23 protein-coding genes are annotated in these 26478 nt (G+C 55.6%); 12 read left to right on the plus strand and 11 right to left on the minus strand.

What is annotated here, in order from left to right; all coding sequences use genetic code 11:
* Positions 1 to 7 precede the first annotated feature (7 nt).
* Positions 8 to 1111 carry a glutamate 5-kinase gene (gene proB / locus RAC60_RS13040; protein ID WP_033738564.1) on the minus strand — a complete coding sequence of 368 codons (1104 nt, stop codon included), beginning with the start codon at positions 1109 to 1111 and terminating at the stop codon, positions 8 to 10.
* A gap of 350 nt (positions 1112 to 1461) precedes the next feature.
* On the opposite strand from proB, the gene ompC reads away from it, so the two are divergent.
* On the plus strand, positions 1462 to 2574 hold the full coding sequence (gene ompC, locus RAC60_RS13045; RefSeq protein WP_058708252.1) for a porin OmpC: 1113 nt from the start codon (positions 1462 to 1464) through the stop codon (positions 2572 to 2574).
* A gap of 190 nt (positions 2575 to 2764) precedes the next feature.
* On the opposite strand, the gene crl is transcribed toward ompC, so the two are convergent.
* From crl to gpt, 3 genes are all read right to left on the minus strand, one after another.
* The gene (gene crl, locus RAC60_RS13050; protein WP_006118055.1) at positions 2765 to 3166 is read right to left on the minus strand and encodes a sigma factor-binding protein Crl; all 402 of its coding nucleotides are present in this window, start codon (positions 3164 to 3166) and stop codon (positions 2765 to 2767) included.
* Between the two features lie 119 nt (positions 3167 to 3285).
* Positions 3286 to 4539: an esterase FrsA gene (gene frsA, locus RAC60_RS13055; protein ID WP_375093888.1), complete on the minus strand. Its 1254-nt coding sequence runs from the start codon at positions 4537 to 4539 to the stop codon at positions 3286 to 3288.
* Positions 4540 to 4654: 115 nt separating this feature from the next.
* Positions 4655 to 5113, minus strand: a complete 459-nt coding sequence (gene gpt, locus RAC60_RS13060; RefSeq protein ID WP_006118053.1) for a xanthine phosphoribosyltransferase — start codon at positions 5111 to 5113, stop codon at positions 4655 to 4657.
* Between the two features lie 252 nt (positions 5114 to 5365).
* Between gpt and pepD the strand changes: the two genes are divergently transcribed.
* From pepD to RAC60_RS13090, 6 genes are all read left to right on the plus strand, one after another.
* Entirely contained in the window at positions 5366 to 6823 is a 1458-nt protein-coding gene (gene pepD / locus RAC60_RS13065) for a beta-Ala-His dipeptidase (RefSeq protein WP_375093889.1), read from the plus strand.
* A gap of 264 nt (positions 6824 to 7087) precedes the next feature.
* Complete coding sequence (locus RAC60_RS13070; protein ID WP_054688091.1) at positions 7088 to 8080, plus strand: ornithine cyclodeaminase family protein; 993 nt, start codon at positions 7088 to 7090, stop codon at positions 8078 to 8080.
* Between the two features lie 27 nt (positions 8081 to 8107).
* Positions 8108 to 9079, plus strand: coding sequence for a threonine/serine dehydratase (locus tag RAC60_RS13075; RefSeq protein ID WP_058702744.1), 972 nt, complete (start codon positions 8108 to 8110; stop codon positions 9077 to 9079).
* A 312-nt stretch (positions 9080 to 9391) separates the two neighbouring features.
* Positions 9392 to 10897 carry a sugar ABC transporter ATP-binding protein gene (locus tag RAC60_RS13080; protein WP_058702743.1) on the plus strand — a complete coding sequence of 502 codons (1506 nt, stop codon included), beginning with the start codon at positions 9392 to 9394 and terminating at the stop codon, positions 10895 to 10897.
* On the plus strand, positions 10894 to 11895 hold the full coding sequence (locus tag RAC60_RS13085) for an ABC transporter permease (RefSeq protein WP_054634454.1): 1002 nt from the start codon (positions 10894 to 10896) through the stop codon (positions 11893 to 11895). Before RAC60_RS13080 ends, RAC60_RS13085 begins: the two co-directional genes overlap by 4 nt.
* Positions 11896 to 11924: 29 nt before the next feature.
* Positions 11925 to 12992, plus strand: coding sequence for a sugar ABC transporter substrate-binding protein (locus RAC60_RS13090; protein WP_039338561.1), 1068 nt, complete (start codon positions 11925 to 11927; stop codon positions 12990 to 12992).
* A 1032-nt stretch (positions 12993 to 14024) separates the two neighbouring features.
* On the opposite strand, the gene dinB is transcribed toward RAC60_RS13090, so the two are convergent.
* Positions 14025 to 15080 carry a DNA polymerase IV gene (gene dinB, locus RAC60_RS13095; RefSeq protein ID WP_006118046.1) on the minus strand — a complete coding sequence of 352 codons (1056 nt, stop codon included), beginning with the start codon at positions 15078 to 15080 and terminating at the stop codon, positions 14025 to 14027.
* A gap of 246 nt (positions 15081 to 15326) precedes the next feature.
* Here dinB and dpaA point away from each other — a divergent pair, with 246 nt between their 5' ends.
* Positions 15327 to 16067, plus strand: a complete 741-nt coding sequence (gene dpaA / locus RAC60_RS13100; RefSeq protein WP_033738547.1) for a peptidoglycan meso-diaminopimelic acid protein amidase — start codon at positions 15327 to 15329, stop codon at positions 16065 to 16067.
* Here the strand turns inward: dpaA and RAC60_RS13105 are convergent.
* Together RAC60_RS13105 and lpcA are read right to left on the minus strand one after the other, a co-directional pair.
* Positions 16032 to 16805 (minus strand): class II glutamine amidotransferase, encoded by a 774-nt coding sequence (locus RAC60_RS13105; RefSeq protein ID WP_006118044.1) that lies wholly within the window; start codon positions 16803 to 16805, stop codon positions 16032 to 16034. The genes dpaA and RAC60_RS13105 overlap by 36 nt on opposite strands.
* Positions 16806 to 16858: 53 nt before the next feature.
* Positions 16859 to 17437: a D-sedoheptulose 7-phosphate isomerase gene (gene lpcA / locus RAC60_RS13110; RefSeq protein ID WP_039338565.1), complete on the minus strand. Its 579-nt coding sequence runs from the start codon at positions 17435 to 17437 to the stop codon at positions 16859 to 16861.
* Between the two features lie 252 nt (positions 17438 to 17689).
* Here lpcA and fadE point away from each other — a divergent pair, with 252 nt between their 5' ends.
* The gene (gene fadE / locus RAC60_RS13115) at positions 17690 to 20137 is read left to right on the plus strand and encodes an acyl-CoA dehydrogenase FadE (RefSeq protein ID WP_375093890.1); all 2448 of its coding nucleotides are present in this window, start codon (positions 17690 to 17692) and stop codon (positions 20135 to 20137) included.
* Positions 20138 to 20168: 31 nt separating this feature from the next.
* Here the strand turns inward: fadE and mtnK are convergent, their stop codons facing one another.
* Positions 20169 to 21368, minus strand: a complete 1200-nt coding sequence (gene mtnK, locus RAC60_RS13120) for an S-methyl-5-thioribose kinase (protein ID WP_058708245.1) — start codon at positions 21366 to 21368, stop codon at positions 20169 to 20171.
* A gap of 137 nt (positions 21369 to 21505) precedes the next feature.
* Here mtnK and mtnA point away from each other — a divergent pair, with 137 nt between their 5' ends.
* The gene (mtnA, locus tag RAC60_RS13125) at positions 21506 to 22528 is read left to right on the plus strand and encodes an S-methyl-5-thioribose-1-phosphate isomerase (protein WP_162286951.1); all 1023 of its coding nucleotides are present in this window, start codon (positions 21506 to 21508) and stop codon (positions 22526 to 22528) included.
* Between the two features lie 47 nt (positions 22529 to 22575).
* On the opposite strand, the gene RAC60_RS13130 is transcribed toward mtnA, so the two are convergent.
* Genes RAC60_RS13130 through RAC60_RS13140 form a run of 3 tightly spaced genes read right to left on the minus strand, consistent with a single transcriptional unit; the run spans position 22576 to position 24414 of the window.
* Complete coding sequence (locus RAC60_RS13130) at positions 22576 to 23118, minus strand: acireductone dioxygenase (RefSeq protein WP_006118039.1); 543 nt, start codon at positions 23116 to 23118, stop codon at positions 22576 to 22578.
* Position 23119: 1 nt separating this feature from the next.
* Entirely contained in the window at positions 23120 to 23803 is a 684-nt protein-coding gene (gene mtnC, locus RAC60_RS13135) for an acireductone synthase (RefSeq protein ID WP_375093891.1), read from the minus strand.
* Positions 23800 to 24414: a methylthioribulose 1-phosphate dehydratase gene (locus RAC60_RS13140; RefSeq protein ID WP_006118037.1), complete on the minus strand. Its 615-nt coding sequence runs from the start codon at positions 24412 to 24414 to the stop codon at positions 23800 to 23802. The genes mtnC and RAC60_RS13140 overlap by 4 nt, the downstream gene beginning before the upstream one ends.
* 115 nt (positions 24415 to 24529) lie before the next feature.
* On the opposite strand from RAC60_RS13140, the gene RAC60_RS13145 reads away from it, so the two are divergent.
* Positions 24530 to 25690 (plus strand): pyridoxal phosphate-dependent aminotransferase, encoded by a 1161-nt coding sequence (locus RAC60_RS13145; protein WP_033738535.1) that lies wholly within the window; start codon positions 24530 to 24532, stop codon positions 25688 to 25690.
* On the plus strand, positions 25678 to 26451 hold the full coding sequence (locus tag RAC60_RS13150; RefSeq protein WP_054632957.1) for an amidohydrolase: 774 nt from the start codon (positions 25678 to 25680) through the stop codon (positions 26449 to 26451). The genes RAC60_RS13145 and RAC60_RS13150 overlap by 13 nt, the downstream gene beginning before the upstream one ends.
* Positions 26452 to 26478: the final 27 nt, after the last annotated feature.

A 26478-nucleotide genomic window follows, 5' to 3' on the forward strand; every position in this document is an offset into this window, starting at 1 on the left:
GTACTCCTTAACTGACGATCATGTCGTCGCGATGCACGGCAACCGGCCCGTATTCGTAGCCCAGAATCTCGCTTATCTGTTGACTATGGTGACCCGCAATCATGCGCATCGCATCACTGTTATAGCGCGAGACGCCGTGCGCAATATCGCGCCCCTGCAAACTGCGGATACGGATCACTTCACCACGGGAAAAATTCCCCTGAATCTCGCGGATCCCTTTTGGCAGCAGCGAACTGCCGCGCGCAACAATCGCAGCAAGCGCACCGTCATCCACGGTGATCTCTCCGGCGGGCGGCGCACCGAAAATCCAGCGTTTACGGTTTTCCAGCGGCGTCTGCTGAGCATGAAACAGTGTACCGACGGGCTTGCCCTCAATCACATCGTTGATCACGCCATGACGACTTCCGGCCGCAATAATGACATCAATACCGGCCCGGCAGGCGACATCGGCAGCCTGCAGCTTCGTCGACATGCCGCCCGTGCCCAACCCGGATACGCTTCCGCCCGCCAGTGCGCGCAGTGCGTCGTCAATGATATGCACATCGCTGATTAACTGGGCATCCGGATTACTGCGCGGATCGGCGGTAAACAATCCCTGCTGATCGGTCAGTAGCAACAGTTTGTCTGCCCCGCCCAGCATTGCCGCCAGCGCAGAGAGATTGTCATTATCGCCCACTTTAATTTCCGCCGTGGCAACGGCGTCATTTTCATTGATGACCGGCACAATGTGGTTGTCCAGCAAGGCCCGTAAGGTATCGCGGGCATTGAGGAAGCGTTCGCGATCTTCCATATCAGCACGGGTCAGTAACATCTGCCCGATATGAATACCGTAAATGGAAAACAGCTGTTCCCACAACTGGATCAGACGACTTTGCCCCACCGCAGCTAACAGCTGCTTTGAGGCGATGGTAGGCGGCAGTTCGGGGTAACCCAGATGTTCACGACCGGCCGCCATCGCGCCGGAGGTCACAATCACAATACGATGGCCGGCGGCGTGCTGCTGCGCGCACTGACGCACTAATTCCACCATATGTGCCCGGTTTAACCGACGCGAACCGCCGGTAAGCACGCTGGTACCCAATTTGACCACAAGGGTCTGACTGCCACTCATGTTGTCCTGCCGTAAAAAATTTCTGTGAACCGACTTTTTAACAGGTGCGGTGAGGGAAGCCAACAGCCAGTAAGGGAAAAGCTGCAAATTTTGCAGAGTGCGGAGTAGACCAAAAGTTCCCCTTTAACAACAAAACATAAAAGTTGTCATAAAAACTTCATCATTCATCGGTAAAAAGTCGGTGTTTTACAAATATTTTCACTAATGCCTCAAAAGTTTTCTTGATGTAACAAGGCGGCAAATGAATGCCCCCTGGTGCGTTCACTGAGCGACCGGAGAATAAGGCAGCCCTGCCTGCAGCAAGAAAATAGTGAGGATATAAGCATTTTACTCATTGGGATTGATAGCAAATGAAGAAAAGTACACTGGCAATCGTTGTCTCTGCTCTGGCGCTGACCTCTGCCGCTCAGGCCGCTGAAGTTTATAACAAAGACGGTAACAAGCTGGATTTCTACGGTAAGGTAAAAGCCGAGCATTACATGAGCGATAATGCTGGTCAAAATGGCGACAAATCTTATGTGCGTATCGGTTTCAAAGGCCAGACGCAGATTAACGATATGATGACCGGTTATGGCCAGTGGGAATATCAGTACAATGCTAACAACTCTGAAGGCAGCGATGCTAATTCAGGCAATAAAACTCGTCTGGGCTTTGCCGGTCTGAAATTCTCTCAGTACGGTTCATTCGACTATGGCCGTAACTACGGCGTACTGTATGACGTTGAATCGCTGACTGACGTCTTCCCGGAATTTGGTGGTGACGGTACAGCCCGTACGGATAACTTTATGGCGCAGCGCGCTTCTGGCGTCGCCACTTACCGTAACACCAACTTTTTTGGTCTGGTCGATGGTCTGAAGTTTGCCCTGCAGTATCAGGGTAAAAATGACTCGACTTCCGCAAACAGCCGTACCGATATTACACGCCAGAATGGTGATGGCTATGGTGCCTCACTGGGTTATGCGATTGCTGACTCTGGTGTGAGCGTACTGGGTGCAATCACTTCTTCTGACCGTACCAATTCACAACAGGCGGGTGCCTATGGTCATGGCGATAAAGCGACATCATGGGGCACGGGCCTGAAATATGATGCCAACAGTATTTATCTGGCCGCGATTTATACCGAAACCCGCAACATGACGCCTATCAGTGGAACAAACCGTGTCGCTGGCGGTTCCGTTTCGGGCTCAGCCAACAAAGCAGAAAACCTGGAGCTGGTTGCGCAGTATCAGTTTGACTTCGGCCTGCGTCCTTCTATTGGCTACGTGCAGACCAAGGGCAAAGATATCGAAAACGGTATCGGCAACGAAGACCTGGTTAAATATATCGACGTGGGCGCCACCTACTACTTCAACAAAAACATGTCGACGTTTGTGGATTACAAAATTAACCAACTGGATAAAGACAACAAGCTGGCGCTTAACAACGATGACATCGTTGCTGTCGGCCTGACCTACCAGTTCTGATGAATCTGAGCTTCGCCTGACGAGAGAGGCTGTCGAAGGAATGACGGCCCGCGTGATGGAGAGGTTTAGTGCTTTACCCTCAATGTGAATGTGTCTGTTAAAAGGGCGAGTGACCATCACTCGCCCTTTCCTGTAGGGCAATCTGAGCGGGATCGATCCTGACAATAAAGCCCCCGCAGGGGCTTCAGTTTCAGGCGCTGAGTTTTATCGGTTTTTCATCGAAGTCACTGGCAGGCACCAGATCCAGTTCAAACTCTTTCAACGTCTCTTTTAAACGGCCATGGAAATTACGCAGCGTTTCTTCCACGCGGGCTGAATTATCTTTGCCCTTGATCGTGGCGACAGACCAGTCGCCCTCTTTATCAAACAGGCCAATATGATACACATAGGTAACGTGATCGGCTTGCGCTTCCAGCTCCATCCACCAGCCCCAGAACTCTCGCAGCTCAGGCGCAGGTTTAACATTTACGCAGGCAGCCAGGCAGTCGAAGAAGAAGCGATTTTCACTACATTTTCCATCGCGTATGTAAGGTCCCAGTTCCGTGAAGCGTTTAAGCAGGCGACTGCGGGGATGACCACTCGGTAACGTCATGCTAATTCTCCATTAGGACAGGCTTTATATCTCGAACCGCAGCAGCCATGCTGCATTGTCTTGCAACGATCCGAATGATTCCAGCTAGTAGTTGTAGCAAACACTGTCAATTTTGCCAGCTATCTTTTTAAACGTTGTACCAGCCAGTCGCAGATTTCATTCAGGGCGCTATCGAAACTGGCCGCTACCGGTTTTACCGGAATTAACAACGCTTTACCTTGTGCTGAAGAGCTGGCAATCAGTTTGCTTTCCTCCTCAGGGCTGAAGAGATCGTTGGACCAGTATGCGGACAGCATGGGCGTGGCAGTTCGACGTCCCAGTAGCCCCTGATTTTTCAGCGAGTAGCTGAGCAGTTCCGCCCGCAAGGCGCTGTCTGTACTGCCTGCCATGCCAAGTCGGCTGGCCAGCATGTCCATATACATATCCGGTACTTTGTTTTGCAAGGTATTTTGTGTCAGCAGGCTGTGCACGATGGGCCCGAGACAGGCTACGGCTCGCAGACGCGGCGCTTCCAGATAGGCCAGACGAACGGCGACATTGGCACCGAAGCGAAAACCCAGCGCCGCTACACGCGTGTGATCGATCCACGGAACAGAAGCCAGATCGCGCAGCACCTGCTGATGCAGAAAGCTGGTATCCTGGCTGAGCTTCCACTTGATGGCGTTCCCGACGGACGGCATATCCAGTGTCAGCATAGCGATGCCGCGCGGCGCAAGATAATCGTGGAAGAGACGATAGTGGTCAGTTTGCAGCGAGTCCAGCGCACCGCAAAACATCACGGTGGGATAAGGGGCTTCCACGCCAGGCGGCATATGCAAAAAGCCGCTGACGGGGCTGCCTTCTTCAATGTGGAAGGTCAGCGTTTTGAGTTCCCCGGGTAAGCGGCGGGTCGCTTCTTCATAAGCGCGGCTGGCCAGAGCCTGCGCCTGATCCGCCAGTTCATCGCCTTTAATATAGGGGTACGCGGCCACACTGTAGAGATGAGACGCGTGCAGCCAGTCATGCCCGGCCTGGTCGTGGGCGTCCTCTTTCGCGTCCAGCGCACGTTGTTGCCAGCGACCTGCCTGTCTGCTCCACTCGTAATTCCAGTTACCGTTGCGATAACCTATTACCGTATCCAGTAGCGCAGGGTTGGTGTGCTCAACATCGCTGATTGCAATACGCGCCAGTACCTCGCTGATCTCCTGCGCAGGCACGCCCCGCCATGTCCACATCAGCTTATTAAGCATCCGATACCAGCCACGCCGACTGTCGCCATCCAGGGCAGAATGCACTTCATGCGTGGCATGCCGACGCAGGCGTACCAGCGACGACGTTTCGGGATGTTTAAAGCGAGGTTTAAACAGCTCAACGCTCAGGTTTTTGCCAGACATATCACCTCTCTAACAACACAGACAGCAGCAGTTAAGTTTACTGTACTGCACGGCAAGTCGCGAGGCGCAGAAAGCACAACGCCCGGAAAACCGGGCGTTGTTTGTGTTGCGTCAATCAGCCTTTGACAATCGGTGGAATATAAACCACGCCCATGTCCCATGGCTGTTCGATCCAAGTGTTCTGCGGAATATCAACGATATAGTCGTCAACCAGCGCCCGCCCGGCAGGCTTTGCAAAGATGGTGCAGAAGCGCGCTTTGGGATACATCTCACGGATGGCTTGTGCGGTACCGCCGGTATCCACCAGGTCGTCAATCACGATAAAGCCTTCACCATCGCCTTCGGCGCGTTTCAGGACTTTCATTTCACGCTGATGATCGTGGTCATAGCTGGAAATACACACGGTATCGACATAGCGAATACCCAGTTCACGTGCCAGCAGCGAAGCCGGTACCAGACCGCCGCGACTCACTGCAATAATGCCTTTCCACTGTTCAACAGGCAGCAGGCGTTGAGCCAGTTTACGGGCATGAATCTGCAGCATGTCCCAGGTAACGACGTATTTTTCGCTCATAAATAGGAATCCCAGCCAGTCAGTGTGGCTTAAAAAATGTGCAACGGGGAAAAGGTTGCGCGAGATTATAAGGACATGACGCGCTAAAAACCAGCACCTGGCGGCTGGTTGCGGTTTTTTAGCGCGGTGAATGACACACAGAACGAAAAACAGTGATATTCTCGCCCTATCTCGTCAGTTCACTGACGGCGATCTTTCACTGGAACTTCGCACTGTCCGGCAAAGCCGGCGCACTGACACAGGAGACTTGTCGTGTCTGAATTGTCTCAACTCTCTCCACAGCCGCTGTGGGATTTTTTCGCCAAAATCTGCTCGATTCCTCATCCCTCTTTTCATGAAGAAGCGCTGGCTAACTACATTGTTAAATGGGCCAAAGAACAAGGCTTCTGGTGTGAGCGCGATCAGGTCGGCAATATCCTGATTCGTAAACCTGCGACCGCCGGTATGGAAAAACGCACGCCCGTGGCCCTGCAGGCACACCTTGATATGGTGCCGCAGAAAAATAACGATACCGTTCACGACTTCACCAAAGATCCTATTCAGCCGTATGTCGATGGCGAATGGGTGAAAGCGCGCGGGACGACGCTGGGCGCCGACAACGGGATTGGTATGGCCTCGGCCCTTGCGGTACTGGCGGACAACAGCCTGACCCATGGCCCGCTGGAAGTCCTGCTCACCATGACCGAAGAAACCGGTATGGACGGTGCTTTTGGTTTACAGCCAGGCTGGCTGCAGGCTGACATTTTGATCAACACCGATTCGGAAGAAGAAGGTGAGATCTACATGGGTTGCGCAGGCGGCATCGATTTCATCACAACCCTGCCCCTGACGCGCGAAGCGGTTCCTGCCGGTTTTGAAACCCTGAAGTTCACCCTGAAAGGACTGCGTGGCGGTCACTCAGGTGCGGATATTCATATGGGCCTGGGGAATGCCAATAAGTTGCTGGCCCGTTTCCTGACCGCGCATGCGGCAGAGCTGGATCTTCGCCTGATTGCGTTCACCGGCGGTACACTGCGCAACGCGATTCCTCGCGAAGCCTTTGCAACCGTTTCTGTCGACAGCAGCAAAGTGGATAACCTCAAATCGGCCGCCGCCAGCTTCCTGGCCGCGGTACAGAATGAGCACGGCGTGAAAGAGAAGAATATTGCTTTTGTCAGCGAACCGGTTGCCCATCAGGGCGAGGCGCTGAGCCGTGAAAGCCGCGATCGCTTCCTGAATTTGTTAAACAGCACTCCGAACGGCGTGATCCGCAACTCTGATGTCGCCAAAGGCGTTGTGGAAACCTCACTTAATGTGGGCGTTGTGACGATGGATGCCGACAAAGCGGAAATTAACTGTCTGATTCGTTCGCTGATCGACACGGGACGTGATTATGTGGTGCAGATGCTGACCTCACTCGGCCAGTTGGCGGGCGCGCAGACCAAACCAAAAGGCGGCTATCCTGGCTGGCAGCCCGATGCCGACTCGCCCATCATGGCCCTGACGCGTGAAACCTATGTCGCCCTGTTTGGCAAAACACCCAATATTCAGGTGATCCACGCGGGTCTGGAATGTGGCTTGTTTAAAAAGCCCTATCCCAACATGGATATGGTTTCGATCGGCCCAACCATCACAGGTCCGCACTCCCCCGATGAGCAGGTCCATATCGAAAGCGTTGGCCTGTACTGGAAGCTGCTGACTACACTGCTGAATGTGGTGCCGGAGAAATAAAATCCGTACACCATAAGATTAAGGGCTTATGTTCTGCATAAGCCCTTTTTTTGCGCCTCGCTCGCCTTTCCGCCGTCACACTTACCCGAGCATTAGCTTTCGTCACCCGTCGCTAAAACAGTTTAAAGCGTTTCTCCGGGGTGCAGATTGGCATTTTCTGTTGCAACACCAGTGTAATAATGTCGGGAATCCCTCTTTTCCCGACCGCGTTTTAACACCATTGCGCTAGTCGGGAATCGTTCGTCTGACACGACCCGAGGAAGCATGAAGACCTTATTACTCACCAAAGAAGATGTCCGACAGCTCATCAGCATTGATGATGTCATTGAAGCCGTCGACGAAGCCTACAGGGCCTTTAACGGCGGCCTGGTGGAACAGCCTGACTATATCGGCCTGCACCTGCCCGCCCCCCGTGGCGAGATTGATTTTAAAACCTGCTATTACCGCACCAACGAACTGATTTCGATGAAAGCCTCCTCCGGCGGTTTTTCAGAAAACCCGTCCCGTCCTGGTCTGCCGGGCGGTATGGGCACGATCATCCTGTTTGATGCCCAAAGCGGCGCCCTGTGCTGTGTGATGGACGGTAGCCTGATTACCGGTCTGCGAACCGGTGCGTCGGGCGCTGTTTCCGTCAGAGCACTGGCACGTAAAAATGCCAAAAAAATCGCCGCGATTGGCACTGGCAATCAGGCGAGAATGCAAATCCAGGCGATCGCCCGGGTAATGGATATTGAGGAAATCCATGCCTGGAGCCGAACGCCAGCCACCCGTCAGGCTTTCAAAGCGGACATTGAAAGCACCACAGGTATTCCGGTCATTATCGCGGACAGCTGTCAGGCGGCGGTCGGGCAAGCCGATATTCTTATCACCACCACCCGGGGCAAAGGACCGCTGATTGAGGCCGACTGGATTCCGCCCGGCACGCATATCATCGCCATTGGCACCGATCAGCGCGGTAAACAGGAGTTTGACCCGCAGATTTTTAGTCGGGCAAAAGTGATCGTGGATTCCCTGCCCCAGTGCACGCAGAAAGGAGAAACCTGGCATGCGCTGGACAGAAATATCATCAGTGAAAACGCGATTCATGCCGAAATCGGGGAAGTTTTGTCCGGGACAAAACCGGGCCGGGAAAACGATCGGGAAATTACCTTCTTTGACTCCACCGGGCTTGCCATTCAGGACAACACGACAGCCGGGCGCATTTACCGCAAGGCCCTTGAAAAAGGCTACGGAACCGGATTTGCATTTTTTGAATAACGTTTCGTTCAGACGAAGGTAATGTATATGACGCGTTCGTACCCCACCCTGCAGGACATTCATGACGCGCAGCAGCGCATCGCTGCCCACATTCGCCATACGCCGTTACTCCGCGCTGAAAAAATTGAAAAACGGGTCGGCTGTGAGCTTTATCTCAAGCCGGAGACGTTGCAGATTACCGGCGCGTTTAAAATACGGGGCGCACTGAATAAGGTCCTTTCTCTGCCCGTTGAGGCGTTTGCCAACGGCATGATTTCCAGTTCATCAGGCAATCATGCCCAGGGCCTGTCTTATGCAGGCAGAATGCTGGGCGTAAAGGTCATTCTGGTGCTGCCGGTCACAACGCCGCAAATCAAAATCGACAATACGCGCGCCCTGGGCGCAGAGGTGATTCTCTTCGATGGCGACAATGCGTCCCGCTGGAAGAAGGTGTATGAAATTGCCGAGCTCAACAATTATGCGGTGGTGCATGGCTTTGAAGATCCGATGGTCATGGCGGGCCAGGGAACGATCGGCTGCGAAATCCTGCATGATTTGCCGGATGTGGATACCGTGATTGTGCCGCTGGGCGGTGGCGGACTTCTCTCCGGTGTGGCGACCGCAATCAAAGAAAGCCGCCCTGCCGTCAGAGTGATTGGCGCGGAACCCGCTCTGACCCCGAAATATTACCAAAGTCGGATCAACAAACAGCCAACGTCACTGCCGCTGCTCAATACTATTGCGGATGGCTTAAGACTCAGCGTGCCGGGCCGCAATCCCTACCCGATTATTGAAAAGTACGTAGATGAGATTGTGCTGGTTGACGACGAGCATATTACTCAGGGCATGCGGGTGCTGGCCAGTGAGGCAAAATTGATTGCCGAGCCCGCGGCCTCCATCGGCCTTGGCGCGTTGCTGGCGGGATCGGTCAGCCTGAAGCCCGCTGAGAAAGTCTGCGTACTGTTAACAGGCGGTAACTGGGATCTGGCTGACCTCGCCGAGGTCTACGCCGTGAAGTAAACGCGACGGATGCGATACGTTCTTGCACGTGGTGAAGTCTGCGACAAAACCACGTCGCATTTTCCTATCCTGAGATAAAAGCGCATCCGTTTAAAAAAGACTGACGCCCAGGCGCAGCATAATCCGCTGGGTTAAGGCGACTTCTTACCGTTAAATCACCAACTTGCTGCGCTTAGTCAGCTTTAGCCGCCATTATGTCCAGATGTCTGGATGGCTAATAAATTTCTGTGCTAACTTATGCGCTTTCGTTAGTTGCCGCACCGGTAGCTTCGGGAAAAAATGCGATCAGTGACTTTAATGGAGAGCTCCGTGATGCGTGCAGTCAATCGCCTTGAGATGCGTAACATCTCTATCGATTTCGGCGGATTTGCCGCGTTAACCTCAGTGGATTTTCTGACGGAAGGTCACTCGGTTCATGCCCTGACCGGGGCCAATGGCGCGGGTAAATCCACCCTGATGGCGGTACTCTCCGGTGCCCACAGTCACTATCACGGTGAGATTCTGCTGGACGGCCAGCCTGTGTCGATTCGCAGCCCGCGTGACGCCAAAAAGCTCGGCATTCACCTGGTGCAGCAGGAAGTGGATGTTGCGCTGGTGCCCCAGTTAAGCGTGGCCGAGAACATTCTGCTGGATCAGCTGGCCGAACCGGGCCATGGCTTTCGCTGGGGCGATATGCGTCGTCAGGCGCGAGACCTGCTGGCGCAGCTGGATGCCACGATTGATGTCAAACGTCCGGTCGAACGTTGTTCGCTGGCGGAAAAGCAGCAAATCCTGCTGGCCAGAGCCCTGTCGCACCATTGCCGCTTTCTGATTCTTGATGAACCCACTGCCCCACTCGACCAACACGAAAGCGAGCGCCTGTTCGCCGTAGTTCGTCGCCTGCAGACCAGCGGTATTGGCGTGATATTTATCTCTCACCGTATTCACGAACTGAAAGCCATCTGCGATCGCCTGACGGTACTGCGCGATGGCCGCCTGGTGGAAAGTAGCCCAATGGCTTCCCTGAGCGGTGAGCAAATCGTTGAAAAAATGCTGGGTCATCCGTTGACCGATATCTATCCTCCGCGCCGGCCATTGCAGTCCTCATCCGTACTCATGGCGGTGGAAGGATTACATGATGAACACCTGCTTCAGGATATCTCACTGCGTTTACACAAGGGCGAGATTCTGGGTATTGCCGGGCTGGCCGGGGCTGGCAAAACCGAACTCTGCAAAGCGTTATTTGGTGCCAGTAAAAGCCGGGTTGCCCGCGGTGAACTGCACGGTAAACGCTGGAAACCGCGATCGCCACACGATTCCGTGAGTCAGCGCATGGCACTGGTGCCGGAAGAGCGCCGCAAAGAGGGCATCTTCATTGACGAATCGGTGGCGATGAACCTCAGTATCAGCGCAGACGACAGTTTTTCCCGCTGGAGCCTGTTCGGCCATCGTCAGGCCTGGCGCTGGGCGGAAGCGGTGATCCGTCGTCTTAACGTGCGTACGACTGGCCCCGCCCAACCGTTACGTCGGCTTTCCGGCGGCAATCAACAAAAGGTGGCGATTGGCAAATGGTTACGCAATAACGCCGATGTCCTGATTTTCGACGAACCGACCAAAGGCGTGGACGTAAAAGCCAAAACGGAACTGTTCACGCTAATCAGCAACCTTGCCCATGAAGGCAAAGGGATTATTTACGCCTCTGGCGAATTTTCTGAACTGGTCGGCTTATGCGACCGTATTTGTGTGCTCTGGGACGGACGTATTGTGGCGGAATTAGACGGACAACGCGCCACGGAAGAGACACTTTTGCTCTATTCCACCGGAGGAACCCCTGCGTGAGCAGTAAAGAGTTAGCCCTGAATTCCGCATCGCCATCGCTGCGCCATCAGCTGTTCGATTTCCTCTATAAGTGGGGCATGTTGCTGACAGTGGTGATATTGATCGCTGCCTTTGGCCTGGCTTCCGACAGCTTTCTGGAGCCGAACAATATCGTCAATATTTTGCGGTCTATCGCCATCGTAACCGTGATTGCCGTGGGCGTTTCAGTATCCCTCACCGTTGGCGGCTTCGATCTTTCGGTGGGCTCTACCGCGTCACTGGCAAACGCCCTGGTCATTTCGCTGTTTGTCTGGTACGGCTTCGACACCACGGCGGCGATCGCCATCACTCTGGCGCTGTGCACGCTGGTGGGACTGTTTAACGCCTTTCTGATCGTCGTGCTGCGCATTCCCGACATGCTGGCCACGCTGGCCACCCTGTTTGTGATTCAGGGCGTTGCCATGACCTACAGCTTTGGCGGCTCGATTACGGAAAACATGGTGCTGCCCAGCGGCGATATGGCGGAAGGCACCATTCCTGCTGCCTTTAACCTGTTGGGTCAGGTACCCACGATCGTGATTATCATGCTGGTGGTGACCGTGGTGGCACAGCTGGCGCTATCGCTGACCAAACACGGCCGCCGCATGTATGCGCTGGGCGGAAACCCCGAAGCCGCCCGACTTTCCGGTATTCGCACCACGCGTTATCGCGTTCTGGCCTATGTGATTGCCTCACTACTGGCCGGACTGGGCGGTATTCTGCTGGCCTCACGCATTGGATCGTCCCAGGTTAACGCCGGTAGCGGTTATCTGATGGACGCCGTGGCTGCCGCCTGGATCGGCTTTTCACTGGCCGGCTCCGGTAAGCCAAATGCGCTGGGTACGCTGGTCGGGGCCGTCATTTTAGGGGTTCTGCAAAACGGCCTGGTAATGTTATCCGTGCCCTATTACGCCATGGACATTATCAAAGGATTAGTGCTGGCCTTAGCGCTGGCCATCACTTATGTACAGCGTCGTTAAGACGCGTTCTTCTACTGGAGTTAAGAATAATGAAAAAGATAACACTCTCGCTGCTGGCCCTGAGCCTGTTAAACGCCAGTGCCGCGTTTGCCGACACCATAACACCTGTCCCTGCCGCCATCGCCAATCATGAAGGGCCGATTCGTATTGCCGTCATCCGTAACCTCGGTTCCGACGACAACACGACCCAGTTTGTGGCAGGCGCGATTCAGCAGGGTCGCCAGTTGGGCTTCAAAGTCAGCACCTTCCTCAGCAACGGTGATGACGCGCGTTTTCAGGATTTTGTTAATCAGGCGATCAGCCAAAAATACGACGGTATTGTGCTGTCACACGGCAAAGCGCCCTATGCCAGTGCGTTGGTAAAACGCATCGCTGACGCGGGCATTAAAGTGTCGGTATTTGACACACCGGTAGACAACCCGATTCCCGGCGTGACGGTGACCGCCCAGGATGACGCCTCGCTGGCGCAGCTCTCCCTGGGGCAGTTGATCAAAGACTTCAACGGCAAAGCTAACATCGTGAAGTTATGGGTCGCCGGTTTCCCGCCGATGGAACGCCGTCAGGTGGTGTATGAAAAATTATTAAAAGAAAACCCAGGCATTCATCAGCTAGAGTCCATTGGTGCCGTATCAACGGATGTCCAGGGCGACACGGCCAACAAAGTGGGCGCGATTCTGGCGAAATACCCGAAAGGCAAGATTGACGCCATCTGGGGCGCATGGGATGCCTTCAGCCAGGGCGCGTATAAAGCGTTGCAGGAAAATGGCCGCACCGAGATCAAGCTGTACAGCATTGATGTTTCCAATCAGGATTTGCAGCTGATGCGCCAGAAAGGCAGCCCGTGGGTGCAAACCGTCGCGGTCGATCCGAAAACTATCGGTGCCGTGAATATGCGCCTGGTGGCGAACAAGATCGCCGGGGAAACCACGCCTGCGACGTATGAATTTAAAGCGTCGTCGATTTCACAACAGGCGCTCGACAGTCATCCTGGCGCTGTGAATGTCGCGTCGCTTAACAAGATCATTCCGGGCTGGGGCAGCAATAACGATTTTGTCCAGCCGTGGTTTGCGACACTGGAAGCGAAATATAAGAAATAATGGGGTGTTGGTGGCGATTACGCGGGGCGGTTAATTCGCTGCGCGAGGTGGCTGGTTTGTGTCGCTGACGGCTTGTGAAGCGCTGAGAGGGTTTCGCCCGCCAGGCGGCCGGGAGTTTCAGTCTGCCCGGTGCGGGCGACCAACAAGGGCTCCCGTCCTGCCCAACTCCCCCACTTTGAGATTTGCGTCTGTTCAGGCGTTTTTATTGCTTTGGATACCGATAATGAGTTGCAGTGATGCTTGCGCGAGCAGGCGTTGAGAAGGTTTGAGTCGCTGACGGCTTATGAAACGCTGAGAGGGTTTCGCTCGCCAGGCGGCCTGGAGTTTCAGCCAGCCCGGTGCGGGCGACCGACAAGGGGCCGCCAGCCGCCGCGACCCCTTGACCCCGGGCTCCCGTCCTGCCCACCCGCCGCTGCGCGGTGCCTTCGCTCCTTCAGGATTTCTGCGGACCGCCAGGACGCGCCATCCATGGCGCGGCCCGGCTCTCGCCGACGTCCTGTCGGCTCATCCGGAAATCCCTCATCCGCTCAGCGGGTGGGAAGGCCGCCCCTAACCCCCCGCTTCACTATCTCTGTGTTAAAGCCACTTCCATTGTCGCTGTAGGTGACCGGAAAGTCCTACCGTCTGCTGGTTTTGAATCAATGCCTGTTTATCAAGTTTTATCTTTTTAAGCCTCACTGAACACATTCAAACAGACAACACCCGCTTTTTTTAAAAAAACAGGACTGACAGGCGGGGGGTTTTCTGCCGGCATCCGGCGCGCTGAGGAGGGAACGGAGGCCAGGACGGAGCGGCAGGGATGCCGCGCAGAGGACGGCTGCGCCAGGGACGGCGCATCCGGACGGTCCGTCAGGCCGCAGTGAGTGACGAAGGAACAGCGACGGCTGCCGGCCGCCGGGATTGTTAAGGGGCTGGCGCAAGCCCCTTAACCCGGCCGCCTGCACGGACAGGCTGAAACTCCCTGTCGCCTGGCGGGCGGAAAGCTCCCGGTGTACGACCGTAATCACCCCACTCAACGCGAAAGCGCCCCCTCTATAATCCCAGCAGCAACTGTCTCTCCAGCTGCGGATCCACCAGCGTCACATGCAACCCCACCAGCCGGACGCCACGTCCGGCGCGGCGCTCGTCCCAGGTCTTACGGGCCACGGCAATCATGTCCTCTTTATTGAGCACGGGCCAGACATGTTCCTGAGTGGTCTGCTGGAAATCACTAAACTTCAGCTTCACGCCCTGGCGAGCAATGTGCTTATCGGGTCGAATCTGCGTCAGGCGACGATCAAGCTCGGCATAGAGGTAATCAATAATTTCCAGACAGCGCTCCCAACTGTCGATATCGTCAGCCAGCGTCCGCTCCACACCCAGCGATTTTCGTTCGCGTTCAACCACTACGCCCCGTTCGTCAATGCCGTGACTGCGCTCCCATAACACTCTGCCAAACTTGCCAAAACGCTTAAGCAGCAGCGCCAAATCGGCTTTTTGCACGTCCGCGCAGGTGTGCAGACCCAGCTCTTCGAGCTTTTTTGCTGAAACTTTTCCTACACCGGGAATTTTTGCCAGCGGTAAGGCCAGCAAGAAATCGGACATCTGGGCCGGTGTAATCACATACTGACCATCAGGCTTGTTTAAATCGGAGGCGATCTTGGCAAGGAATTTTATGGGCGCGATGCCCGCAGAGGCAGTGAGCTGCGTTTCGCGAAAAATGGTGGCGCGGATGTCCTGCGCGATAAGCGTGGCCGATCCCTGACAGTGCTGGCTGTCGGTAACATCCAGATAGGCTTCGTCCAGTGAGAGTGGCTCAATGAGCGAGGTATAACGCGAAAAGATGGCACGGATCTGACTGGAGGCTTCTTTATAGACGTCATACCGTCCGGGCAGTAGACGCAGATGCGGACAAAGCTTTAAGGCCATACCGGTCGGCATCGCGCTGCGTACGCCATATTTGCGGGCCGGATAATTAGCGGTACTGATAACGCCACGTCGATCGCGGCTGCCGCCGATGGCCATGGGAATATCGCGTAATGAGGGATCGTCACGCATTTCCACCGCCGCAAAAAAGCAGTCCATATCAACATGAATGATCTTACGCATCGCCCCTCCAGTACTGGATAAGTATACAGTCCGGAAAGGCTTGTGCAATATTTCTTGCAATAACAAACAAAGTTTACAAATTTTTGGCGTCATTCCGCCAAAGAAATAGACATTTTGCGCCGTGCTGTATTGCTAAAAAAACAGACAATGTTTAATGTTGCGCTGCGGTAGCGGAAAGTTCCGATAATGCAAACAGAGGCGCACATAACGCGCCATTGTTCTTCTTCACTTCAAGGTATACACAGCATGGGCAAAATCGCACTTCTGTTTGCGATGCTTTTACTGCCAGCCCTCAGCATGGCAATGACTCCCGAGCCGGTTCAGCAACTGGCCCCTGTGAGTAAAGAGTTAAAGAAACAGCTAATCGGCACGCCGGTTTATATTCAGATCTTTAAGGAAGAGCGGACACTTGAGCTGTACGGCAAGATTGGTAACGAATACCGCTTGCTGGATACTTACCGCATCTGCAATTTTTCGGGCGGTCTGGGTCCAAAACGCCGTGAAGGCGATTTTAAAAGCCCGGAAGGTTTCTACAGCGTAAAACTGAATCAGCTTAAACCGGACAGCCGTTTCTATCGCGCGATTAATATTGGCTTTCCGAATCAATACGACCGTGACCAGGGCTACAGCGGCAACTACCTGATGATTCACGGCGACTGTAAGTCGATTGGCTGCTACGCCATGACCAATGCCTATATGGATCAGATTTTCACGTATGTGAACGCGGCATTGCGTAATGGTCAGCAGGAAGTGAACATTGCAATTTATCCGTTCCGCATGACGGACAGCAACATGCAGCGCCATCGTTATTCGACCTACGCGGATTTCTGGAAGCAGCTTCAGCCGGGTTATGTCTACTTTGCGAAGTATCATCAACCGCCGACAGTCAATGTCGCCAGCGGCAGATATGTGATGAACAGCAGCCCGGTCATCACCCAACCCGAAGCGGCATCACAGTCGTTCCTGGCGCTCTCCAAGGTAAAATAAGGCCCACTCGCCTGGCACGATCCGGTGCCAGGTTTCATTCCCCGTCAGCGGCTGTGTGGCAATGACCGTGACCACGTCGTTCGCCCCGGTATGTTTCTGGAAATCAATTTCCACATCCTGATCGAGCAACTGTGCCCGGCCAAAAGGGGCACGGCGGGTGATCCAGAACAGATTGGTCGAGCAGAAGGCCATCAGATAGCGCCCGTCCGACAGCAACATGTTGAACACGCCCTTTTGCCGCAGCTCGCTCGCCAGCTCGCCGATGTAGCGGAAGACCGCAGGCCAGTTTCCCGGCGTGCGCGGATAGCGCGTGGCCAGCTTATGCAGAATCCAGCAAAAGGCCTTTTCGCTGTCGGTTTCGCCCACTGGCCGAAACGTGCCGGTTTCCAGTTGCCGGTAACCTTTCAGTTGTCCGTTGTGGGCATAGGTCCAGTTGCGTCCCCATAACTCCCGGGTAAAGGGGTGCGTATTTTCCAGCGAAACCGGGCCGCGATTCGCCTGGCGAATGTGCGCCACGACGGAGTGGGATTTGATGGGATATTCCTGCACCAGGCGCGCAATGGGGGAATTAAAACTCGGCAAGGGATCTTTAAAGGTGCGGCACCCTTTATCTTCATAAAACGTAATGCCCCAGCCGTCTTTATGCGGCCCTGTTCCGCCGCCGCGCTGCACCAGTCCGGTGAAACTAAAACAAATATCGGTGGGAACGTTAGCGCTCATCCCGAGCAATTCGCACATAGCAACCGCCTTAGAGTAAAAGCCTCCTGTCGGTCAGGAGGCGACACACGCTGTTACCTGACCATCTCTTTTTCAATCAGCAGCATCAGGATATGAATCACTTTGATGTGGATCTCCTGAATACGGTCAGCATAACCGAAATGGGGCACACGAATTTCAATGTCCGCGCTGCCGGCCATTTTACCGCCATCTTTACCGGTCAGCGTGATCACTTTCATCCCCTGGGCGCGCGCCGCTTCTACGGCTTTGATGATATTAGCCGAGTTACCTGAGGTTGAAATCCCCAGCAACACGTCGCCCGGGCGCCCTACCGCTTCTACATAACGGGAAAAGACATGGTCATAACCAAAATCATTACTCACACAGGAAAGGTGGCTGACGTCTGAAATGGCAATCGCCGGGTAGCCCGGACGATTTTCACGGTAACGGCCCGTCAGTTCCTCCGCAAAATGCATCGCATCACAGTGTGATCCGCCGTTGCCACAGGAGAGCACTTTGCCGCCCGCTTTGAAGCTGTCCGCCAACATCACCGCTGCACGCTGGATGGTATGAATGTTCGCGTCGTCACTCAGAAAGTTATTCAACGTTTCTGCAGCTTCGTTGAGCTCTGAACGAATAATGTCCTGATACATAGACTTGTCCTTTGTAGGAGAGGGTAATCGCAGCAAGTTTAACGGAATGGCTGACGCACGCATAGCATCACGCCGCCGGATCCTTTTCGCGCCGCGCTTTTTCGCGACCACAGCCTGGGCGTTGCTCGCGCTTTCGCTGATTTTGTGAGTCAGGTTGTAATTGCGATGTAAACAAATTGATAAATGCCCTCATCTGAATTACACCTTCATCATAACAGGTCAGACCTCTTACTACTTACGGAGCACTTCATTATGATGGTTGTCTCGATTCTTGCGACAGTGCTGCTGACTGGCGCACTGTTCTATCACCGCATCTCGCTGCTGCTCAGCAGCGTCATCCTGTTGCTGTGGACCGCAGCAATGGCGGTGGTCCATCTCTGGACGCCGTGGCTGCTTGTGCCGCTGGCGATTATCCTGTTACCGCTGAATCTCACCAGCCTGCGCCGCAGCCTGTTTTCCAAACCAATGCTGCACCGCTTTCAGCAGGTGATGCCGCCGATGTCTCGTACGGAAAAAGAGGCGATCGATGCGGGCACTACCTGGTGGGAAGGCGACCTGTTTCAGGGCAAACCCGACTGGCAGAAACTGCATAACTACCCGCAACCGCGACTGACGCCGGAAGAACAGGCGTTTCTTGACGGGCCGGTAGAAGAAGCCTGTCGTCTGGCAAATGATTTCCAGATTACCCATGAACTGGCCGATATGCCGCCAGAACTGTGGGCGCATCTGAAAGCCCATCGCTTCTTTGCCATGATCATCAAGAAAGAGTACGGCGGCCTGGAGTTCTCTGCCTATGCACAGGCGCGCGTGTTGCAGAAACTGGCCGGCGTCTCAGGCATTCTGGCGATTACCGTGGGCGTGCCTAACTCACTGGGCCCTGGCGAACTGCTGGAACATTACGGAACGGAAAAACAGAAAGACCACTATCTGCCGCGTCTGGCGCGTGGCGATGAAATCCCCTGTTTCGCCCTGACGAGCCCGGAAGCCGGTTCAGATGCGGGAGCGATTCCGGATACGGGCGTTGTGTGCATGGGCGAGTGGCAGGGCCAGCAGGTGCTGGGCATGCGCCTTACCTGGAACAAGCGCTATATTACGCTGGCCCCGATTGCCACTGTGCTGGGCCTGGCGTTTAAACTTTCCGATCCCGACCATCTGCTGGGCGACAAAGACGAACTGGGCATTACCTGCGCCCTGATCCCCACCAGCACACCGGGCGTGGAAATCGGCCATCGCCATTTCCCGCTTAACGTACCGTTCCAGAATGGCCCAACCCGCGGTAAAGATATTTTCGTGCCGATCGATTTCATTATCGGTGGCCCGGAAATGGCCGGACAGGGCTGGCGGATGCTGGTGGAATGTCTGTCGGTGGGCCGTGGAATCACCCTGCCGTCTAACTCAACCGGCAGCCTGAAAAGCGTAGCGCTGGCCACAGGCGCCTATGCGCATATCCGCCGTCAGTTCAAACTGTCTATCGGTAAAATGGAAGGGATTGAAGAACCCCTGGCGCGCATTGCCGGTAATGCCTACGTGATGGACGCTGCCGCGACGCTGATTACCACCGGCATTATGCAGGGCGAGAAACCTGCGGTGCTGTCTGCGATTGTGAAATATCACTGTACCCACCGCGCCCAACAGTCAATTATCGATGCAATGGATATTGCCGGGGGTAAAGGTATCATGCTGGGCGACAGCAACTTCCTGGCCCGGGCTTATCAGGGTGCCCCTATCGCCATTACCGTGGAAGGCGCGAATATACTGACCCGCAGTATGATCATCTTTGGCCAGGGTGCTATCCGCTGCCATCCGTATGTGTTGCAGGAAATGGCGGCCGCCGCCAGCAATGATGTGGCGGGCTTTGATAAGGCGCTGTTTAGCCATATTGGCCACGTTGGCAGCAATGCGATGCGCAGCCTGTGGCTGGGCCTTCTGGGCGGACGCACCAGCGCCGCGCCAACGCGTGATGCCACCCGTCGCTATTATCAGCACCTGAACCGTATCAGTGCCAATCTGGCGTTACTGTCGGACGTGTCCATGGCGGTGTTAGGCGGCAGCCTGAAACGTCGCGAACGTATGTCAGCCCGCCTGGGCGATGTGCTGAGCCAGCTGTATCTGGCCTCGGCGACGCTGAAACGTTATGAGGATGAAGGCCGTCATGAAGCCGATCTGCCGCTGGTGCACTGGGGCGTGCAGGATGCCTTGCACAAAGCCGAGAAAGCTATGGACGATCTGCTGAGCAACTTCCCGAACCGTCTGGTCGCTGGCGTCATGCGCCTGGTGGTCTTTGCCGGTGGTCAGCACTGCCCGGCACCGTCCGATCGCCTGGATCATAAGCTGGCAAAAATGCTGCAGGTGCCGTCGGCGACGCGTACGCGCTTAGGTCGTGGTCAGTATCTGGCTCCCAGCGAGCATAATCCGGCGGGCCAGTTAGAGCAGGCGCTACAGGATGTGATGGCGGCTGAGGTGATTCACGATCGCCTGTGCAAACAGCAGAAAAAACACCTCTCGTTTACGCGCCTGGATGCGCTGGCTAAACAGGCGCTGGAACAGGGCTGGATCGATCAGAAAGAGGCAGAGGTGCTGAAGCGTGCCGAAGAGAGCCGTCTGCGTTCAATCAACGTGGACGAGTTTGAGCCCGATGCGCTGGCCGTGCCGGTCAGACAGGATGTGACTAAGCCCGCGCGCCCCAGCGAGGCGGCATAACCCATCAGGCCGACATCACGTCGGCCTTTTTTTATCCCGCCTGACGGATGCGGGCAATCAGTGCATCCACATCGTCCACATGCCCGGCCGCCAGAATCAGGGTGCGGCCCAGGGTAATCGCATTGCGAATGCAGTCAGTCCGCATCTCCTCATCCCGAATCAGTTTCATGTCCGCCACATGCGACATGCCAACGGTTCTGCGAATCAGTTCGGTGCCACAATAGCCAATGGTATCTGCCCACACTTTACGCAGAAACGCCTGCGCATAGCCGGGATAAGCCATGGCCACATCCTGCGTCTTGCTCTCCGCCAGCGCCAGAAAACGCGTTTCAAAGGTCTGCCAGACATCATGCACGTCGCTCAGGCGCTGCTCGCGCGCATCCGCGGCTTCACGGGGCGGCAGCAGCCCTGGTAAGCCACAGTAGTTAATCAGCAGATTGCCCAATGCCGTACCGACATCAAATCCCATCGGTCCAAAATAGCCAAACTCTGCGTCGATCGCTTTTAAGCTACCGTCAGCCACAAAAATGGAGCCGCTGTGGATATCGCCATGCAGTAAGGCTTCTGCATGACTGAAGAAACGGTGCTTCAGCCCGGCGACAGCAATGCGCAGCGCCTCATCGGTACGAAGCGATGCCACCAGGGGTTCCAGCGCCTCGGGATAGCTGTTACGCACATGGTCGGTATAGGGATCGTTGAAAAAAAGATCTTCTGTGATTTCACACAGTTCGGGATTGATAAAGCGCGCCACTTCGGCTTTTTTCACATGCGGATGCAGGATGAAGTCTGAGGTATGGAACAACGTCTGGGCCAGATATTCGCCAAGCTGACGCGGCGCCTCCGGATAGTAAGCGCCCTTCACCAGCTCGCTGCGCCAGATACGGTGACTGGACAGATCTTCCATGATCATCACCGCCAGGTCTGCATCGTAATGCGTGACGTTGACCGTGTGCTGCGGGCAATATTTGTAATGCTCGACCAGCGTCTGCGCTTCAATACGCGCACGATCAAGAGTTAACGGCCAGGATTCGCCCACACAGCGCACATAGGGCAACGCCTGCTTGACCACAATGCGGCTGTTGCCCTGGCCGTCGTAAATTTTGAACACCAGGTTGAGGTTACCATCACCAATCTCTTCCGCACTGCGTAAAACCGAGGGATCTTCCAGCCCACCAAACTGTTTGGCATATTCAACCGCATCAGCAGCGGTGAACGTACGGTATTGCGACATTGACCTTTCCTCATCAACAAACGCCGGTGTGCGCCGGAGCTGATTAATTTTTCGTAACAAGCCGTTCAGACGTCTATACATCCGTTACGCATGTTGGCACAATATCCGTCATCAACGCAACATGGATTTCACCGACAATGCAGACATTCCAAACCACAAGCTTACAGGTTCGCAACAACCAGCTCTGGATACTGGATCAGCAGGCCCTGCCTCAGCAAAAGAACTGGCTGCCCGCCCATACTGTGGCGCAGTTGGTTGACCATATTCATGCCCTGCGGGTGCGCGGCGCGCCGTTAATTGGTTTATCTGCATCACTGCTGCTGGCCCTACTGGCAGAACAGGGGGAATCACGCGAGCAACTGGCGCAATCGCTGGACACCCTGCGGGCCGCCCGCCCTACTGCCGTGAACCTGATGAATAACCTTGATCGTATGAAACAGGCGCTGGCGCAGCCAGAAATGGCAACGAGCCTGGTGGAAGAAGCGTTGCGTCTGGTGCATGAGGATAAACAGCTGTGCGATCGCATCGCCGATGCCGGCAGTGCGCTGGTCAAACCCGGCAGTCAGTTGTTAACCCACTGCAACACCGGCGGTCTGGCGACTGCGGGTGTGGGTACGGCACTGGGCGTTATCGCGCGTGCGCATCAACAAGGCCACGTTCACAATGTCTGGGTTGATGAAACGCGCCCGCTGTTGCAGGGAGGACGCTTAACCGCCTGGGAACTGGGCGAGCTGGGTGTGCCTTACCAATTGATCACGGATTCGATGGCCGCCAGCCTGATGGCGGCGGGCAAGGTTGATGCTGTCTGGGTCGGCGCGGATCGCATTGTCGCCAATGGTGACGTGGCGAATAAAATCGGCACCTACAGCCTGGCGGTACTGGCTCACTATCATGGTATTCCGTTTTATGTTGCCGCGCCGCATACCACGCTGGATCGTCAATGCCCGACGGGGGATGCCATCCCGATTGAGCAGCGTGCCGCCAGTGAAGTTACCGGTGTGTCGGGAAGCTTCGGCAGCGTGCAGTGGGCGCCCGCGGATGCGCAGGTTTCTAATCCGGCCTTTGATGTCACGCCTGCGGCGCTCATCAGTGGTTGGGTACTGGATACCGGCGTGATCACACCGGCGCAGGTGGCTGCTGGCGTTTTTCAGCCACAGTAAACAAAACGGGCGGCTGAGTCAGCCGCCTGCAGAACGCACCGTCATGACTACGCCAGGCGCGGGTAGGCATCGGCGATCCTGTCGCCTGTGAAGTTGGCGATCCAGCCTTCCTGATTATCAAAAATACGAATCGCCGTGAAATGCGGGGATGAGCCCATATCAAACCAGTGCGGCGTGCCTGCGGGCACCGAGATCAGATCGTTTTTTTCGCACAGGATCTGCAGGATTTCACCGTCCAGATGCAGGCAGAACAGCCCGGCTCCTTCGACAAAGAACCGCACTTCGTCTTCACCGTGCGTATGTTCTGAGAGGAATTTCTGGCGCAGCTCGTCTTTTTGCGGATTGTCTGCCCGCATACTGATGACGTCCCAGCTCTGATAGCCTTTTTCGGCGACCAGGCGGTCAATGGCGTGCTGATAGGCGTTGATCACCGTTTCCGCATCGGGATTCTCGCCCAGATCGCGGTCTGCCTGCCAGCGCTCGAAGCGAACGTCTTTGGCGTTCAGACGCTCACGGATCGCCTCGGGATCGGTGCTGTGCCACAACGGCTGGCTCGGATCGCTATCGCTAAAAATGGTCAGTGCACTCATTTCAAATCGACTCCGGGTTAATCTGGGAAAAATCAGCGACCTGACGATGATGGCTGTCATCATCCGCCGCGTCACGAATCAGCTGCAACGTGTGCCAGCCAGCCTGTCTGGCGGCATCCAGCTCCTGATGAATATCAGAAAGGAACAGCAATTGTCCGGCCGGCAAGCCCGTTTGCGCCGCGATGTTTTGATACGATGCCACCTCGCGCTTGGCGCCCACGTGGGTATCAAAGTAACCGCTAAACAAACCAGTAATATCACCTTCGTCGCTGTAGCCAAATAACAATTTCTGCGCGGCAACCGAGCCAGAGGAATATATATAAAGTTTAATGCCTTGCGCGTGCCAGGCCGTGAGCGCAGGCAGGACATCCGGATAAAGGTGCCCCGTAAAACGCCCGCTCAGATAGCCCTCGCGCCAAATCATCCCCTGCAGCGCTTTCAGGCCGGTCGATTTGCGGTCCTCATCCATGTAAGAAAACAGGATGGCGATCACGCTGTCGACGTCGGCATCGCGCTGTCCGGCCTCCGTACGCACGGCATTGAGCGCGTCCTGAACGGCGGGCTGCGCCTGATGCTGGCGCACATAGTCGGCCAGATGGGCACGGGCATAGGGAAACAGGACGTTATGTACAAAACGGATATCGCTGGTGGTGCCTTCAATATCGGTAACAATGGCCTTAATCATGCCTTCTCCAGCAAGCGACGTTGACGTTCGCATTCAAATAAAAACTCCAGCCCTTCCAGATGGCGGCGCGCTTCTGCCACATCGTTGCCCCAGCAGGTCAGGCCATGGCCACGCAGCAGAAAGCCGTAACGCAGCGGAAAACGGGCTGCATAATCTTCAATTTCTGACGCCAGCGCGGCAACATCCTGGCGGTTATCAAACACCGGAATCGCCACGGTATCCTCATGCGTGGACTGACCGCTCAGCGACTTTTGCATCTCATAGCCGTACAGCAGTAGCGCCGCGCCCTGCTCTACGCGCGACAGAACGGTGGAATTGACCGTGTGCGTATGCAGTACTGCGCCCGCCTCCGGAAACAGGCGGTAGATCAGCGTGTGCAGTGCGGTCTCGGCAGAAGGCCTGCGACCCGAGGGGGCCTGGCTGGTGGCAATGTCGACCTGAATAAAGTCATCCCGCGTCAGGCTGCCTTTATCTTTGCCCGACTCGCTGAGCAGGCAGAAATGCGCATCCTGGCGCACCGACATATTGCCGCCGGTGGCGGGCGCCCAGCCCTTCGCACCTATCCAGTGACAGGCGGCAACCAGCTGATCTAAAGCATGAGAATCGGACATTACTCTTCCTTTTAGCCGTCTAAGCGTCTTGATTGCCAAATACTAGCATCCTGTTTATAGTGGCAGCAACTCAGCGTTTCTCCGTAACCGTTTTTGCGCGTAAGGCAACCTAATCATGACGCAATCCATCCTCACGCCTGAGAGCAAGTTACCCGCCCTCGGCACCACGATATTCACGCAGATGAGCGCGCTGGCACAGCAGCATAACGCCATCAATCTTTCCCAGGGTTTTCCGGATTTTGATGGTCCGCGCTACCTGCAGGACAGGCTGGCTTATCATGTCAGTCAGGGTGCCAATCAGTATGCCCCCATGACCGGCGCACAACCGTTACGCGAAGCCATTGCCGAAAAGACCGCTGCGTTGTACGACTATCGTCCCGATGTGAACAGCGATATCACCGTAACCGCAGGCGCAACCGAAGCGCTGTATGCCGCGATCACTGCCCTGGTTCGCCCGGGTGACGAGGTGATCTGCTTCGATCCCAGTTACGACAGCTATGCGCCCGCGGTGCAACTGGCGGGCGGCGTACTGAAACGCCTCACCCTGCAGCCGCCCACGTTTGCAGTTGACTGGCCGGCCTTCTCCGCGCTGTTAAGCGATAAAACCCGACTGGTTATCTTAAATACGCCACATAATCCCTCGGCCAGCGTCTGGCACCAGGCGGACTATGCGGCCTTATGGCAGGCGATTGCCGACCGAGAAATTTATGTGCTGAGCGATGAGGTTTATGAGCACATCTGTTTTGCCAGGGACGGTCATGCCAGCGTGCTGGCGCACCCCGAACTGCGTCAACGTGCGGTGGCGGTTTCCTCGTTTGGCAAAACCTTTCACATGACCGGCTGGAAAGTGGGTTACTGCGTCGCCCCCGCGGCGATCAGCGCAGAAATCCGCAAGATCCATCAGTACCTCACTTTTTCCGTCAACACACCCGCTCAGCTGGCGATTGCTGATATGCTGCGCCAGCATCCTGAACATTATCGTGAGCTGCCCGACTTCTATCGCGCGCGCCGTGACCGACTGATACAGGCACTGAGCCGTAGCCGTTTCCGCATTTTACCGTGCGAAGGCACCTACTTCCTGCTGGCGGACTACAGCGCTATATCGGCGCTGGATGACGTGCAGTTTTGCCAGTGGCTGACGCGCGAAGTGGGCGTGGCCGCGATCCCGCTGTCGGTCTTCTGTGAAGCGCCTTTCCCACACAAACTGATCCGGCTGTGCTTTGCAAAACAGGAAGCGACGCTCGACGCCGCAGCGGAGCGCTTATGTCGTCTTTAGCCATTACGTTGTTGCAAGCGCCGCTGACGTGGATGGATGGCGAGGCTAACCTGCGCCATTTCGATAATCTGCTGGCTGACATGACAGACCGGGATGTGATTATTCTGCCGGAGATGTTCACCACCGGTTTTGCGATGGAGGCTGCACAGCAGGCCCTGCCGCAACAGCAGGTCGTGACATGGCTACACCGTCATGCGAAGCGCACGAATGCGCTGGTGGGCGGCAGTGCCGCGATACAAACGCCAGCGGGTGCCGTGAACCGTTTTTTGCTGGTTGAGCCGAATGGCACGCTGCATCACTATGACAAGCGACACCTGTTTCGCATGGCGGATGAGCAGCAGCATTATGTCGCGGGCACGGCGCGCACGGTGATTCAGTGGCGCGGCTGGCGCATTTTGCCGCAAATCTGTTACGACCTGCGCTTTCCGGTCTTTTCGCGCAACCAAAATGACTACGATCTGGCGTTGTATGTGGCCAACTGGCCTGCGCCGCGCGCGCTGCACTGGCAGGCGCTACTGCTGGCCCGGGCGATTGAGAATCAGGCGTTTGTCGCGGGCTGCAATCGCGTGGGCAGCGATGGCAACCAACATCAGTACAGTGGGGACAGCCGAATTATTTCACCGCAAGGCGAGGTGCTGGCTGCAGGTGAGCCCTTTACGGCAGGTAAGGTTGAGACGTCGCTGTCGCTTGCCGATCTGCAGGCTTATCGCGAGCGGTTTCCGGCGTGGCGCGATGCGGATGGCTTTACGCTGGCAGAATAAAAGCGCCCCCGGCCAGGCCGGGGGCGC

This window comes from Pantoea sp. BR_17, assembly GCF_041955125.1.
Lineage (GTDB): Bacteria > Pseudomonadota > Gammaproteobacteria > Enterobacterales > Enterobacteriaceae > Pantoea > Pantoea stewartii.

Excerpts from the sequence above, each read along its gene's own strand:
- proB (WP_033738564.1), bottom strand. The coding sequence starts at position 1,111 with ATGAGTGGCAGTCAGACCCTTGTGGTCAAATTGGGTACCAGCGTGCTT.
- ompC (WP_058708252.1), top strand. The coding sequence starts at position 1,462 with ATGAAGAAAAGTACACTGGCAATCGTTGTCTCTGCTCTGGCGCTGACC.
- crl (WP_006118055.1), bottom strand. The coding sequence starts at position 3,166 with ATGACGTTACCGAGTGGTCATCCCCGCAGTCGCCTGCTTAAACGCTTC.
- frsA (WP_375093888.1), bottom strand. The coding sequence starts at position 4,539 with ATGTCTGGCAAAAACCTGAGCGTTGAGCTGTTTAAACCTCGCTTTAAA.
- gpt (WP_006118053.1), bottom strand. The coding sequence starts at position 5,113 with ATGAGCGAAAAATACGTCGTTACCTGGGACATGCTGCAGATTCATGCC.
- RAC60_RS13070 (WP_054688091.1), top strand. The coding sequence starts at position 7,088 with ATGAAGACCTTATTACTCACCAAAGAAGATGTCCGACAGCTCATCAGC.
- RAC60_RS13075 (WP_058702744.1), top strand. The coding sequence starts at position 8,108 with ATGACGCGTTCGTACCCCACCCTGCAGGACATTCATGACGCGCAGCAG.
- RAC60_RS13080 (WP_058702743.1), top strand. The coding sequence starts at position 9,392 with ATGCGTGCAGTCAATCGCCTTGAGATGCGTAACATCTCTATCGATTTC.
- RAC60_RS13090 (WP_039338561.1), top strand. The coding sequence starts at position 11,925 with ATGAAAAAGATAACACTCTCGCTGCTGGCCCTGAGCCTGTTAAACGCC.
- dinB (WP_006118046.1), bottom strand. The coding sequence starts at position 15,080 with ATGCGTAAGATCATTCATGTTGATATGGACTGCTTTTTTGCGGCGGTG.
- dpaA (WP_033738547.1), top strand. The coding sequence starts at position 15,327 with ATGGGCAAAATCGCACTTCTGTTTGCGATGCTTTTACTGCCAGCCCTC.
- RAC60_RS13105 (WP_006118044.1), bottom strand. The coding sequence starts at position 16,805 with ATGTGCGAATTGCTCGGGATGAGCGCTAACGTTCCCACCGATATTTGT.
- lpcA (WP_039338565.1), bottom strand. The coding sequence starts at position 17,437 with ATGTATCAGGACATTATTCGTTCAGAGCTCAACGAAGCTGCAGAAACG.
- fadE (WP_375093890.1), top strand. The coding sequence starts at position 17,690 with ATGATGGTTGTCTCGATTCTTGCGACAGTGCTGCTGACTGGCGCACTG.
- mtnK (WP_058708245.1), bottom strand. The coding sequence starts at position 21,368 with ATGTCGCAATACCGTACGTTCACCGCTGCTGATGCGGTTGAATATGCC.
- mtnA (WP_162286951.1), top strand. The coding sequence starts at position 21,506 with ATGCAGACATTCCAAACCACAAGCTTACAGGTTCGCAACAACCAGCTC.
- RAC60_RS13130 (WP_006118039.1), bottom strand. The coding sequence starts at position 23,118 with ATGAGTGCACTGACCATTTTTAGCGATAGCGATCCGAGCCAGCCGTTG.
- mtnC (WP_375093891.1), bottom strand. The coding sequence starts at position 23,803 with ATGATTAAGGCCATTGTTACCGATATTGAAGGCACCACCAGCGATATC.
- RAC60_RS13140 (WP_006118037.1), bottom strand. The coding sequence starts at position 24,414 with ATGTCCGATTCTCATGCTTTAGATCAGCTGGTTGCCGCCTGTCACTGG.
- RAC60_RS13145 (WP_033738535.1), top strand. The coding sequence starts at position 24,530 with ATGACGCAATCCATCCTCACGCCTGAGAGCAAGTTACCCGCCCTCGGC.
- RAC60_RS13150 (WP_054632957.1), top strand. The coding sequence starts at position 25,678 with ATGTCGTCTTTAGCCATTACGTTGTTGCAAGCGCCGCTGACGTGGATG.